13 protein-coding genes are annotated in these 12008 nt (G+C 62.4%); 4 read left to right on the plus strand and 9 right to left on the minus strand.

The annotated features are described in order from the left end of the window. Window positions 1-44 precede the first annotated feature (44 nt). The 6 genes from mnhG to AC1D3C_RS09035 are packed head-to-tail and all read right to left on the minus strand — an operon-like array spanning window position 45 to window position 6081. The gene (gene mnhG, locus AC1D3C_RS09010; RefSeq protein ID WP_247136388.1) at window positions 45-443 is read right to left on the minus strand and encodes a monovalent cation/H(+) antiporter subunit G; all 399 of its coding nucleotides are present in this window, start codon (window positions 441-443) and stop codon (window positions 45-47) included. After that, window positions 440-721 carry a K+/H+ antiporter subunit F gene (locus AC1D3C_RS09015; RefSeq protein WP_037084596.1) on the minus strand — a complete coding sequence of 94 codons (282 nt, stop codon included), beginning with the start codon at window positions 719-721 and terminating at the stop codon, window positions 440-442. Before AC1D3C_RS09015 ends, mnhG begins: the two co-directional genes overlap by 4 nt. Next, the gene (locus tag AC1D3C_RS09020) at window positions 718-1194 is read right to left on the minus strand and encodes a Na+/H+ antiporter subunit E (protein ID WP_038593261.1); all 477 of its coding nucleotides are present in this window, start codon (window positions 1192-1194) and stop codon (window positions 718-720) included. The genes AC1D3C_RS09015 and AC1D3C_RS09020 overlap by 4 nt, the downstream gene beginning before the upstream one ends. After that, window positions 1194-2825: a monovalent cation/H+ antiporter subunit D gene (locus AC1D3C_RS09025; RefSeq protein WP_477482639.1), complete on the minus strand. Its 1632-nt coding sequence runs from the start codon at window positions 2823-2825 to the stop codon at window positions 1194-1196. The genes AC1D3C_RS09020 and AC1D3C_RS09025 overlap by 1 nt, the downstream gene beginning before the upstream one ends. Next, window positions 2822-3160: a Na+/H+ antiporter subunit C gene (locus AC1D3C_RS09030; RefSeq protein ID WP_477482640.1), complete on the minus strand. Its 339-nt coding sequence runs from the start codon at window positions 3158-3160 to the stop codon at window positions 2822-2824. Before AC1D3C_RS09030 ends, AC1D3C_RS09025 begins: the two co-directional genes overlap by 4 nt. Next, window positions 3160-6081: a monovalent cation/H+ antiporter subunit A gene (locus AC1D3C_RS09035; RefSeq protein ID WP_477482694.1), complete on the minus strand. Its 2922-nt coding sequence runs from the start codon at window positions 6079-6081 to the stop codon at window positions 3160-3162. The genes AC1D3C_RS09030 and AC1D3C_RS09035 overlap by 1 nt, the downstream gene beginning before the upstream one ends. Before the next feature lie 92 nt (window positions 6082-6173). Between AC1D3C_RS09035 and AC1D3C_RS09040 the strand changes: the two genes are divergently transcribed. Next, window positions 6174-6485: a helix-turn-helix domain-containing protein gene (locus AC1D3C_RS09040; RefSeq protein ID WP_038549081.1), complete on the plus strand. Its 312-nt coding sequence runs from the start codon at window positions 6174-6176 to the stop codon at window positions 6483-6485. A 59-nt stretch (window positions 6486-6544) separates the two neighbouring features. Here AC1D3C_RS09040 and AC1D3C_RS09045 read toward each other — a convergent pair whose 3' ends face one another. Both AC1D3C_RS09045 and AC1D3C_RS09050 read right to left on the minus strand, forming a co-directional pair. Next, window positions 6545-8440 (minus strand): bifunctional sugar phosphate isomerase/epimerase/4-hydroxyphenylpyruvate dioxygenase family protein, encoded by a 1896-nt coding sequence (locus AC1D3C_RS09045; RefSeq protein ID WP_477482641.1) that lies wholly within the window; start codon window positions 8438-8440, stop codon window positions 6545-6547. A 230-nt stretch (window positions 8441-8670) separates the two neighbouring features. Next, complete coding sequence (locus AC1D3C_RS09050; protein ID WP_477482642.1) at window positions 8671-9312, minus strand: alpha/beta hydrolase family protein; 642 nt, start codon at window positions 9310-9312, stop codon at window positions 8671-8673. A gap of 164 nt (window positions 9313-9476) precedes the next feature. Here AC1D3C_RS09050 and AC1D3C_RS09055 point away from each other — a divergent pair, with 164 nt between their 5' ends. The 3 genes from AC1D3C_RS09055 (at window position 9477) to AC1D3C_RS09065 (ending at window position 11052) form a co-directional block, all read left to right on the plus strand. Continuing rightward, window positions 9477-10178: a DUF899 family protein gene (locus AC1D3C_RS09055; RefSeq protein ID WP_247035281.1), complete on the plus strand. Its 702-nt coding sequence runs from the start codon at window positions 9477-9479 to the stop codon at window positions 10176-10178. Window positions 10179-10264: 86 nt separating this feature from the next. Beyond that, window positions 10265-10654 carry a DUF1236 domain-containing protein gene (locus tag AC1D3C_RS09060; protein ID WP_051900072.1) on the plus strand — a complete coding sequence of 130 codons (390 nt, stop codon included), beginning with the start codon at window positions 10265-10267 and terminating at the stop codon, window positions 10652-10654. A 155-nt stretch (window positions 10655-10809) separates the two neighbouring features. Then, window positions 10810-11052 (plus strand): DUF982 domain-containing protein, encoded by a 243-nt coding sequence (locus tag AC1D3C_RS09065; protein ID WP_007772754.1) that lies wholly within the window; start codon window positions 10810-10812, stop codon window positions 11050-11052. Window positions 11053-11085: 33 nt separating this feature from the next. Here the strand turns inward: AC1D3C_RS09065 and AC1D3C_RS09070 are convergent, their stop codons facing one another. After that, on the minus strand, window positions 11086-11727 hold the full coding sequence (locus AC1D3C_RS09070; protein WP_477482643.1) for a ChrR family anti-sigma-E factor: 642 nt from the start codon (window positions 11725-11727) through the stop codon (window positions 11086-11088). Window positions 11728-12008: the final 281 nt, after the last annotated feature.

Here is a 12008-nt window from a genome sequence, read left to right on the forward strand (position 1 = left end):
CGTTCTGCGGGTTTGATTGCCGACAGGAGGCTCGGCGGAACCTATCAGTTCCGGGACTCGCTCTCGTCCGAAACACCCTTGGCTATCTGGCTCTTGTTCTGCTTGTCGGGAACATTGCCGTTCCCCTCTGCCCGGTCGCGATGGAGGGCAGCGCGGGCGAGAAGCATGAAGGTGATCGGCGTCGTCACGGTCACGAAGATGCCGATCAAGATCTCGTGGAATACGAGGCGTCCCGACGAAACCGTGAAGAAGATCATTGAAGCCAGCATGACGCCGCCGATCCCCCAGCTGGTGCCGAGCGTCGGCGCGTGGATGCGCTCGTAGAAGGTCGGCAGGCGCAGGAAGCCGATGGCACCGATCAGCGCAAGACCCGAACCGATCAGCAGGAAAAACGCGACCGCGATGGCGGCCCAGACGGGGATATCGGCTGCAGCCTGCATCATTCGATCACCTCCCCGCGCATCAGGAATTTCGCAAGCGCCACGGTCGCCACGAAGCCCAGCATCCCCATGACCAGCGCCGCCTCGAAATAGATCACGCGGCCCGTGCCGATGCCGAAGGTCACCAGCAGCAGCATCGCGTTGATGTATAGCGTGTCGAGGCCGATGATGCGGTCCTGCGCCCTTGGGCCCCGGAACATGCGCACCGAGGCGATCGCCATCGCCGCCGCCAGCATCAGCTGAGCGAGCGAGACCGCGCTGAAGAGAATGATGGCGCTCATGCGAAAATCTCCATCAGCAGCTTTTCATACCTGTTCTTGATCGTGTTGCGCCATTCCGCCTCGTTGTCCAGATCGAGGATATGCAGCAACACCGTCTTGTCGTTTGAATCATACTCCAGCCAGGCAGATCCCGGCGTGCTGGTCAGCACGACGGCCAGAACCGCGATTGCGGTATGGTTCTCGATATCCAGCTCGACGGTCAGGAAACCGGGATTGTGGCTGCGGCGGCCGGCCTTGAGGATGATCAGCGCAACCGCGATGTTCGATTTGACGATATCGTAGAGTACGATCCCGAACAGTTTCGGCAGCAGGTACCATTTGCCGAGCCGCGGCTTGTCCGGGCGCAGCGATGCCATCGCCCACGACGCGAACACGGCAACCAGGATGCCGAGCACCAGATGGCCGGGCGTGAAGCCGTTGAGCAGCAGCCACATCAGGACCAGCGACAATGTGAGCAGCGGATAGGGCAGCATCATTTGCCCCCTGCTTCGGTCGACGCAGCGCCGTCGTAGTCAGGGATAGGCGCCGCTTTGCGCACCGCATCGATATAGATCCGCGGATTGCTGAGGCTGCGGATCGTCGTATCCATATACTGCATCGCCGGTCCGGCCTGGACGGTGAGCGCAAGCGTCAGGAATAGCAGGAACATCACCGGCACGATCTCGATGACGAGGACGCGCGGCACGGTTCCTTCGAGCGAACTCCAGAAAGTGCGGATGCCGGCGCGGGTCATCGAAATCAGCGATGCGATGCCGGAGAGGATGACGAGGAAGACCAGAACCCAGACGGCCGCCGTCGGCGGTACGCCGATCGCCCCGGTCCCCATCATCGCCGATAGCATCGCGAACTTGGCGATGAAGCCGGAGAGCGGCGGCAGGCCGGACAGCAGGATGCCGCAGGCCGCAAAGCAGATGCCGAGGATCGCCATCGTGCCTGGCATGGTGACGCCGTCGCCCTCCTCCGGCTCGTCCTCATCCGCGTCGCCATAGGCTTCCATGGTGACCGCAAGGACGATCGCACCGGCATCCTGGCCGCGTTCGACCAGTTCGATCAGCATGAAGAAGGCGCTGATCGTCAGCGTCGAGCTGACGAGATAGAGCAGCGCGCCCGAAGAGATCGCTCCGTCATTGATGCCGAGCACCATCAGCAGCGTGCCCGATGAGACCAGAACGGAGAAACCGGCAAGCCGTCCCAGCGCCTGCGACGCCAGCACACCGATCGTGCCGAAGATCAGGGTCGCGATGCCGCCGTAGAGAAGCACATCCGCACCGAAACCGGCAGATGGTCCTTCGCCGAAGAGCAGCACGGTGAGCCGCAGGATGATGTAGATGCCGAGCTTGCTCATGATCGCGAATATGCCGGCAACCGGGGCCGAGGCGGCGCTATAGGCGGTCGGCAGCCAGAAGCAGAGCGGCCACATGCCCGCCTTGATGAGGAAGGCGATGCCGAGCACGCCGGCGCCGGCCTCCATCAGCATCCGCCGGTCCGGCTCGATATCGGGAATTCGTGCGGCAAGATCGGCCATGTTGAGCGTGCCGGCGGTGCCGTAGATCAGGCTCACCCCGATCAGGAACAGAAGTGCTGCGGCCAGGTTGACGGCGATATAGTGCATGCCCGCCTTGACGCGCAGCGGACCGGAGCCGTGCAGCAGCAATCCATAAGATGCCGCCAGCATCACCTCGAAGAAGACGAAGAGATTGAATAGATCGCCGGTCAGGAAGGCGCCGTTCAGCCCGACCAGCAGCAGCTGGAACATGGTGTGGAAATGCGCGCCGACCGCATGCCAGCGGGCGAGCGAGAAGACCAAGGCGGCGACCGAGAGCAGCGCGGTCAGCAGCAGCAGCAGCGCCGACAGCGCGTCAAGAACCAGTACGATGCCAAAAGGTGCCGCCCAGTTTCCGAGCAGATAAACGCCGTCGAATTCGCTTGGACCGCTTTCGATCCGCAGAAGCGTGAGCGAGACGGCGACCAGGATCAGCGTCGATGCGAGGCTGATCATCGCCTTTACGACACGCTGGCGCTCGTCGAAGAACAACATGAGTGCGGCGGCGACCAGCGGCACAAGGATCGGCGCGATGATGAGGTGATGGATCCAGCCATTCATTTCGGCTCGTTCCTCCCATCGACATGGTCGGTACCGGTCAACCCGCGGGAGGCGAGCAGCACGACGAGGAACAGCGCGGTCGTCGCAAACCCGATGACGATGGCCGTCAGCACCAGCGCCTGCGGCACCGGATCGGCGAGCGTCGAGATGGGAACGCCGTCGACGAGGATCGGCGGAACGTTGGTCTTCACCCCGCCGACGCCGAAGATGAAGAGGTTGACCGCATAGGAGAGAAGCGAAAGGCCGACGATGACCTGATAGGTGCGCGGACGCAGGATGAGCCAGACGCCGCAGCCCGTCATCACGCCGATCGCGGTGGCAAGAACGAGTTCCATCAGCCCTCCTCCGTCCGCGTTGCATCGATCGCCCGCAGGCGGTTGATGCGGATCGACTGGTGCGCCAGCGCCACGAGAATGAGCACCGTGGATCCGACCACCAGCGAGAATACGCCGAGATCGAAGAGCAGCGCGGTGGCGGCCGGCATCTTGCCGATCAGCGGCAGCTCGACATACTGGAAATGCGAGGTCAGGAACGGGTAACCGAAGAACCAGGCACCGATGCCCGTCGAAACCGCGGTCAGTAGGCCCGCCCCCATCCAGCGCAGCGGCAGAATGCGCAGGCGATCTTCCGCCCAGCGCGTGCCACCGGCCAGATATTGCAGCAGGAACGCGATCGACAGCGTCAGACCGGCCGAGAAGCCGCCGCCCGGCAGGTCATGGCCGCGCATGAAGATATAAACGGCGAAGGTGATGATCACCGGGAACAGCCAAGTCATGATAACCGAGGGGACGAGCAGGTAGTCACGCACCGTATCGCCGGCCGAACGCTCGGGACGATCCTCGTCGAAACGGTTCTGGATGCGCTGCTGTTCCGGCAAGTCCATGCTGTCGTCGGCCGGGCGGAAACGGCGAAGCAGTGCGAAGACCGTCAGCGCCACGACGCCAAGCACCGCGATCTCCCCAAGCGTGTCGAAGCCGCGGAAATCGACCAGGATGACATTGACGACGTTGCGCCCACCGCCCTGCGAATAGGCGTTTTCGAGGAAATAGTTGGCGATGGCATCGGGCACCGGCATGGTCATGACGGCATAGGCGATGAAGGTCATGCCGATGCCGCAGACGACGGCGAGCGCCAGGTCCCGGAAGCGCCGGAAACGGGCGCGCAGCGTGATGGACTCGGCCAGTCCCTGCGTCCGTTTCGGCAGCCAGCGCAGGCCGAGAAGGATGAGGACGGTGGTGACGATCTCGACGAGGAGCTGGGTGATGGCGAGATCCGGCGCCGACAGCCAGACGAAGGTGATGCAGACGATCAACCCGACGCCGCCGAGCATGACGAGGGCTGCAAGGCGATGGTATTTGGCGAGATAGGCTGTGCCGAAGGCGAGGCAGATGCCGAGCAGCCAGATCGCGGCAAAGGCTGGATCGATGCCGGAAAAAGCGATGTCGCGGGTTTCGAAACCGGAGAGATAGAGCGGCAGGAGCCCGGCAAGGAAACCGGTCGCCACCACCCAGCGGAGCTGCGGCTGGAGATTGCGGGTGCCGAAGCGGCGTTCGAGCGAGCGGGCCCAGCGCCAGGACACTTCCACGAGAACCCGCTCGAAGATGCGCTGGCCCTTCAGGTTGCGCAGGATGGGCGGGCCGTCCTCGCAGGTCGCGAGATATTTGCGGAGCGAGAGATAGAGCAGCGTGCCGCCGACGAGCGCGATCGCGCTCATGATCAGCGGCAGGTTGACGCCGTGCCAGATGGAAAGGCTGTATTCCGGGGTCTCCGAGCCTAGCACGCTGACGACGGCGGTATGCAGGAAAGGCCCGATCGAAATCGCCGGAATGATCCCGACGATCAGGCAGGCGACGACGAGAAGGTCGATGGGAAAGCGCATCCAGCGCGGCGGCTCATGCGGTTTAGGCTTGGGCAGATCCGTCGGCGGCGGGCCGAAGAAGACCGTGTGGATAAAACGCAGCGAATAGGCGACGCTGAAGGCGCTGGCGAGCGTTGCGACATAGGGGAGAATGCGGTCGAGAATGGAATCCGCATGGGTTTCGACCGCTTCCGCAAAGAACATTTCCTTCGACAGGAAGCCGTTGAGCAGAGGAACGCCCGCCATGGCGGCACTCGCCACCATGGCCAGCGTGCCCGTGATGGGCAGATACCGGAAAAGCCCGCTCAATCGCCGCATGTCGCGCGTGCCGGTCTCGTGATCGATGATGCCGGCGGCCATGAATAGCGACGCCTTGAAGGTTGCATGGTTGACCATGTGGAAGATCGCCGCGACGGTCGCCAGCGGACTTCCGAGGCTTAAGAGCGTGGTGATGAGGCCGAGATGGCTGATCGTCGAATAGGCGAGCAGGCCCTTCAGGTCCTGCTGGAACATCGCGAAATAGGCGCCGAGCACCAGCGTGATGATGCCCGCCAGCCCGACCAGGTAGAACCATTCATAGGTTCCCGACAGGGCCGGCCAGAACCGCACCAGCAGGAAGACGCCGGCCTTCACCATGGTCGCCGAATGCAGGAAGGCCGAGACCGGGGTCGGCGCCGACATGGCATTGGGCAACCAGAAATGGAAGGGGAACTGGGCACTCTTGGTCAATGCGCCGAGCAGGATGAAGACCAGCGCCGGCACGTAGAGGGAATGACCGCGGATGACATCACCGGCGGCGAGGATTTTGTCGAGGTCGTAGCTGCCGACGATGTTGCCGAGCAGCAGCAGGCCGATCAGCAGGCAGAAACCGCCGATCCCGGTGATCGTCAACGCCATGCGGGCGCCGTCGCGCGCGGCGGCATTGTTGTGCCAGTAGCTGATCAGCAGGAAGGAAAAGATGCTGGTCAGTTCCCAGAACACCGACAGCAGAATGACATTGCCGGAGATGACGATGCCGAGCATCGCTCCCATGAAGGCGAGCAGGAAGGAGAAGAAGCGCGGAACCGGATCGTCTTCCGACATGTAATAGCGGGCATAAACGACCACCAGGAAGCCGATGCCGGCGATCAGCATGGAGAAGAGCCAGGCGAAACCATCCATGCGGAGGGTGAAGTCGAGGCCAAGCTGCGGCAGCCAAGTACCCTCGAAGCGCAGTACGCCGCCATTGGTGACGCTCGGATAGAAGGACGCGACGATCAGCAGGGACAGGAGGGCAGTGGCGCCGGCGACCCAGGACGGCAGCACGCGCGAGCGCGTTCGCAGCAGAAATACGGAGACCAGGCTTCCGAGGAAAGGCAGGACCAGAAGGACAAGAAGAAGATATGGTCCTGACGTTATCCCAATGCTCCGGCCTTCCTATGTGCTGCGCATCCGCCAAGCGCCAGCTGCGAAAATGCCTGCGAATGCTCCATCTAGCAATCGAATCCAAATTGCCATATATGATATATATTGACCAATATGGGCAGTTTGGTGAGATGGGTCAAGCCGCAAAGAACGCAATTTTGACGCCGGCCTTATGTCGCGCCGCCCGTGGGTTTCTGGATTGGACGCAGACCGATCTCGCCGACCGGTCGGGGGTGTCGCGCAGCACCATCCGCGATTACGAAGGCAGCCGGCACGACCTCCACCGGGCGACGGAGGCGCAGCTGCGCCTCGCCTTCGAGCAAGGTGGCGTCGCCTTCGTCCACATGGAAGGCGGCCATTTCGGCGTCTGTCCGAGAGCCGTCCAGATACCGCAATAGGTCGAGCGGAGCGCGGCCCTCCCGGCATCACCAGTTGACGACCGAACCGCCCCGGCCGTTTAAACCCTCGGCATGCCTTCGGGCCGAAGCGCCCTCTTCAGCGCCGCGATCCGGAAGATGGCGTTCGGGGCGCCGTAACCGCGATAGCCGCGCCGTTCGACGATCTCGAAGAAGAAGCCCTCGCCATAGGTCATGCTGTAAAGCTGGAAATATTCGCCGTGCTCGTCGCGGTCGTAGAGGATGTTCTCTTCCTTCAGCCGCTCCGAAAGCTCGGCATCGAGGCCGAAGCGAGCTTCGACGTCACCATAGTAGTTGGGCGAGATGGCAAGCGGCTTGAACCCGTTCTTGCGCAGCGCCGCGGCCGTCGCAAAGATGTCGTCGGTCTGGAAGGCGAGATGCTGGACGCCGGATCCGAACTTTTCGGCGATGAAATGGCCGGCGAGCGTGCGGCGGTTCTCGGCGCCGTTCAAGGTGATGCGGAGCGTGCCGGAGGCGTTTTCGACCACCTGGCTGCGTATCACGCCGGCCGGATCGATGATGTCGACCATCGGCGTCTTCTGCGTCTCGAAGATAGAGGTGTAGAAGAGCAGCCAGGTCAGCATTTCCTCGTAGGCGACCGTCTGGGCGATATGATCGACATGCCTGAGATGCGCCGGCGCCACCTCGGCTTCGCCCTCTTCGTTGACGGCCTGGAAATCGATCTCGGAAAAGCGGCCGAGATTGCTCTTGTCGTCGATCAGGTAGACAAGCCCGCCGCCGACGCCGCGGATCGCCGGTATCTCCACTTCGCCCTTTGCCACCTGCTGCCGGAACGGCTCAGCCCCCAGCGCCACCGCCCTTTCGAACGCCTGCCCGGCATCCTCGACGACGAGAGCCATCGCATAGGCCGAGGTGCCGTGGACCGCAAACGAGGCGTTGGCAAACCCCTTTTCGTCGGTGTTGACGAGGAGACGGATATCTCCCTGGCTGTAAAGGCTGACCTTCTTCGACTTGTGTTTCGCCGTGTTGCGGAAACCGAGCGTCCGGAGAATGGCGGCCAGATCGGCCGCATCCTTTTCGTCGGAGGAAAACTCTACGAAACCGACGCCCTTGACCGAAGCGCGGTCGGGCATGTCGCGAACCGTCAGGCCCGATGCGTTCGGGCTGCGTCGCACCTGGTCGCCGAGATAGATCAGCGAACGGTAGCCGTCATCGGCAATCGCCCGGCTGGATCCGCCGCGGAACTGGTCGTTGAAAATCTCCAGGGAGAAATAACCGTCATAGCCGGTCGCGGCGATCGCGGTGGTAAAGGCGGTCACCGGCAGATCGCCCTCGCCCGGCATGTTGCGGAAATGCCGCGACCAGTAGAGCAGGTCCATGTCGATCAGCGGCGCATCGGCGAGCTGGACGATGAAGATCTTGTCCTTCGGGATGGAGCGGATCGAATTGATGTCGATCTTCCGCGACAGGGTGTGAAAGCTGTCGAGGATCAGCCCGATATTCGAGTGGTCGGCACGCCGCACGATCTCCCAGGCATCGCGATGGTCGTTGATATGCCGGCCCCAGGCGAGCGCCTCGTAGCCGACCCTCAACCCGCGCCTGGCGGCCCGTTCGCCGAGCTCGTGAAAATCGGCCGCCGCCCGGTCGATGCCGCCGAGAGAGACCGGCGAGACGTTGGAGCAGACAAGGACGAGGTCGGTGCCGAGTTCCTGCATCACGTCGAACTTGCGCTCGGCGCGATCGAAGGTGCGGCTCCGATGCGAGGCAGGCATGCCCTCGAAATCGCGGAACGGCTGGAATAGCGTGATCTCCAGCCCGTGATCGCGCACCATCCTGCCGACATCGGCGGGGCTGCCGTCGAAGGCGAGGAAATCGTTCTCGAAGATCTCCACCCCATCGAAACCGGCCTTGGCAATCGCTTCCAGCTTCTCGGGCAGCTCTCCGCTGATCGAAACCGTGGCTATCGACGTTTTCATGCCGGTCCCTCCCTTTTCCTCGGAATGTGACCGAAGAGGCTCCTCAGATGCACCGGCGAGCGACCTCCCACTTCGAACCGGCATCCGCGACGTCATTTTGTACTAAATAGTTCATAACATCAAATGAGAAGATTTCGGGAGCGCTTTTCTCCATGTCGCCGACTGGGGACTTTCTTCCCAATGCACCGTGCGGGCACCATCAACTGGCAGGATGGGAGCCTTTATCCCGCTCAAATCCTCAACTTTGCCGTCCAGGCGAGCATGGTTTCCGCCATCGTCGCGAGATGGTCGGTGGCGGAAAATCCGGAAATCGTCTTGCGCGGCTTCAGGTCATGATCGCCGTCCTCCAGCCAGAGGATCTCGATGGCCTTCGAGAGTTCGTAGCCAGATACTTCTTCGCGGGTGCCGAATTCATCGCGGGTTCCCTGGCAGATCAACGCCGGCGCCTTGAGACCTTTGAGATGCTGGGTGCGGAGCTGCTCCGGCTTGCCCGGAGGATGGAACGGATAGCCGAGGCACAGCAGGCCGGCGATCCTGCCTTCCGCGTAGAGCTCGTCGGCGATCATGCTGGCCACCCGTCCGCCCATCGACTTGCCGCCGATGATCAGCGGTCCCTTCGCACCGAGTTCGGCGATCGCCGCCTTGTATTCGGGATTCAGCGTCTCGGCCCGCGGCGGCGGTTTGCGATCGCCGGAGGTACGGCGCGCCGCCATATAGCCGAATTCGAAACGCGCGACACGAAAACCCGTGGCCGACAGGGCTTTCGCCGCAGCCGTCATCGATGCCGAATCCATCGGCGCGCCGGCGCCGTGCGCAAGCAGGATCGTGAGACGTGCGTCTTCCGGTCCCTCGATCAGAAATCGCCCTGACATCTTGCTCCCTCAATTCCGGTTCACTTTTCCCGCGCGCCTGTCGGAATAGACCGCCGGCGCACGTCCTTTATGTGGGCGAGCCCGTGTCCGCCCGCAATTTGGCGACTATATCAGCGGGGGCAAGGCCAAGTCTCCTGCCCGACCATTACAGACGGAGGAATGTCATGGATATGCAGAGCCTCACACCGGCAATCGAACTTGCAAGAAAGAATGGCGTGCACTTTCCCAACGAAAGCGCCGCATACAGGGAGGCGCGGGATGCGCTTCTCGCCGAGGAAATCGAGCTCCGTCGCCATATCGAGCGCGTTGCCGAGCAGAGACGCCATCTGCCGCCGGGCGGACATGTGCCGAAGAACTATACGTTCGAGGGCGTGAACGGCAGGATCTCGTTCGAAGAGCTGTTTGCGGACAAGGAAACGCTGGTCATCTACAGCTATATGTTCGGTCCGCAGCGCGAGCGGCCCTGCCCAATGTGCACGTCGCTGCTTTCCTCCTGGGACGGCGAGGTTCCCGACATCCGGCAGCGCGTCGCGTTCGCCGTCGTCGCACGTTCGCCGCTGCAGCGGCTCACCGATTTCAAACGGGAGCGCGGCTGGCACCATCTGCCGCTCTATTCGGATACAAGCGGCGAGTTCAGCCGGGATTACCACGCGATCGGCAAGGACGGCAGCGACGACGCGGCCTTCAACGTGTTCACCCGCCGGGATGGAACCATGCGGCATTTCTGGAGCGGCGAGATGGGCGGTGCCACTGCCGACCCCGGCCAGGACCCGCGCGGCGCACCCGATCTGATGCCTATCTGGACGATCCTCGACTCTACCCCGGAAGGCCGCGCGCCGCACTGGTATCCCAAGCTGTCCTATTAGGACTGAAGTCCTACGCGCCGATCAAGGCGGAACGAAAGATGATGCCGCCACGTTCTCCGGCCACTTCAACCGATAAGGAAGTGACCATGAAAAAGCTCATCATTCTCTCCGCCGCGATCGGCCTCCTCGCGACCGGCGCAATGGCCCAGCAGAGCACGGTCAACGGCGCCGTGGGCGGTGCGGTTACCGGTGCAATCGTCGGTGGTCCGGTTGGCGCTGCCGTCGGTGGCGTAGTCGGCGCGGTCGCCGGCACGGCGATCGACCCGCCGCCGGAACGCGTCGTCACCTACGTGCGCCAGCAACCGATACAGCAGTCCGTCGTGGTGCAGGAGCGCGTCGTCGTCGGCCAGCCGATCCCGCAACAGGTCGTCCTCACCCCCATCCCGGAAGCGCCGACCTATGCCTATGCGGTCGTCAACCAGCAGCGCGTCATCGTCGATCCGCGCACCCACACCGTGGTTCAGGTCGTCGAGTAATCGCTTCCGCATTGCTGACCGAAAGCCGTCGTATCGAGAGGTATGGCGGCTTGTTTTTGGATCATCGCCCGCCTGATCAGATTTTTTTGAATCCGGCGGAACCAAATGCCGGCTGCATCGTTTTTTAAGGTTGGTATCCAGGGAGGACACGAAAGATGCCGCAGGCAAGTTGGCAAAAACCGGTGCGCGTCGCCTTCGGGCAACTCGGTACTGAGGTCATCAACGGACCGTTTGAGGCGCTTGCGCTTCTGACGGATCGGTGGCCGGATATGCGCGGACCACACTTTGTCAAAGCGCGCAGCGTCTGCCGGGCAGCGCTAGATGGGCGCAGATCGCCGGAGGAAGCGCGCCAGCAGTTCGAAGAAGCGGTCAGCGAAGCGCAACTGCATCTGAACTGAACGAATGGGCCGGCGGTCGCCGGCCTTGATGGTTCAGAGACCGATGAGATCGCCGAAAAGCCGGAGGGTGGAGCCGGAAAGGGCGATCGGCGCGAACAGCACGGAAAAACAGAGACACGGCCCGCGCTTGCCCGCGATCGGCCGATGGTCCAGCATTTCGTCCGCGATCGAGACATCACCCTTGCCGAAACTACCGCGATGGTCGTGAAATTCGCCGTCGAGCACCAAGGTCAGTTCAAGCCCCTGATGGCCGTGCTGGGGCAGCGCCCTTCCCGGTCGTCCCCATAAAAGGCTCGTCTCGACATCCTTCGACCTTTCGATGACGTGATGGCGCAATCCCGGGAGCTTCGTTTTCCATCTGATATCGGCAAGGTCCGTACCCGCATAGGCGCGCAGCGGCGCGGGAAATCCCGATTTTGCGAAGATCCTGGCAGGAGGCTCCGCCGGCGCGGCGGAGGCGAAGATCTCAGCCAACCGTCGCTCGCGGGCCGACAATGCCACGGGCGGGGTCATTTGCAGGATCTCACCGGCAAGGCCCTCCATGAGACCGGCCAGTTTCGCGGCGGAGGCCTGCATTTCCAGATGCGAACCGACGAGAACGTGAGCCGGCTCCGGAAGTGAGCCGGACACGTAATGCGCGATCAGAAGATCCAGCCGTTCAAGGTTCCGCAGCATGTCCAAAATGCCAGTTTTATGCAAAAATCCGGTCAAAGCGAGGTCAATGCGTCGCCTAAAGCGGTTTCGTCTCTGCTTTAACTGTACGTCTATACGCATGGAGAGAAATTTGGATTACTACTTCCAATATAATAGGGCCGATTTTTTTAAGGGCTTGTCGATACATTAGAGGACGGCACTTCGAACCCTCTTTCACCCACCCCTCGCAACCGCGGATCCGGCCTCGGATAGATGGATTTTACGGGGGCAAACCCTTTCCGGAAACAGAATTTCTTGCCTCC

The sequence above is a fragment of the Neorhizobium sp. P1_A6 genome, from assembly GCF_056406795.1.

Excerpts from the sequence above, each read along its gene's own strand:
- mnhG (WP_247136388.1), bottom strand. The coding sequence starts at position 443 with ATGATGCAGGCTGCAGCCGATATCCCCGTCTGGGCCGCCATCGCGGTC.
- AC1D3C_RS09015 (WP_037084596.1), bottom strand. The coding sequence starts at position 721 with ATGAGCGCCATCATTCTCTTCAGCGCGGTCTCGCTCGCTCAGCTGATG.
- AC1D3C_RS09020 (WP_038593261.1), bottom strand. The coding sequence starts at position 1,194 with ATGCTGCCCTATCCGCTGCTCACATTGTCGCTGGTCCTGATGTGGCTG.
- AC1D3C_RS09025 (WP_477482639.1), bottom strand. The coding sequence starts at position 2,825 with ATGAATGGCTGGATCCATCACCTCATCATCGCGCCGATCCTTGTGCCG.
- AC1D3C_RS09030 (WP_477482640.1), bottom strand. The coding sequence starts at position 3,160 with ATGGAACTCGTTCTTGCCACCGCGATCGGCGTGATGACGGGCTGCGGC.
- AC1D3C_RS09045 (WP_477482641.1), bottom strand. The coding sequence starts at position 8,440 with ATGAAAACGTCGATAGCCACGGTTTCGATCAGCGGAGAGCTGCCCGAG.
- AC1D3C_RS09050 (WP_477482642.1), bottom strand. The coding sequence starts at position 9,312 with ATGTCAGGGCGATTTCTGATCGAGGGACCGGAAGACGCACGTCTCACG.
- AC1D3C_RS09055 (WP_247035281.1), top strand. The coding sequence starts at position 9,477 with ATGGATATGCAGAGCCTCACACCGGCAATCGAACTTGCAAGAAAGAAT.
- AC1D3C_RS09060 (WP_051900072.1), top strand. The coding sequence starts at position 10,265 with ATGAAAAAGCTCATCATTCTCTCCGCCGCGATCGGCCTCCTCGCGACC.
- AC1D3C_RS09065 (WP_007772754.1), top strand. The coding sequence starts at position 10,810 with ATGCCGCAGGCAAGTTGGCAAAAACCGGTGCGCGTCGCCTTCGGGCAA.
- AC1D3C_RS09070 (WP_477482643.1), bottom strand. The coding sequence starts at position 11,727 with ATGCTGCGGAACCTTGAACGGCTGGATCTTCTGATCGCGCATTACGTG.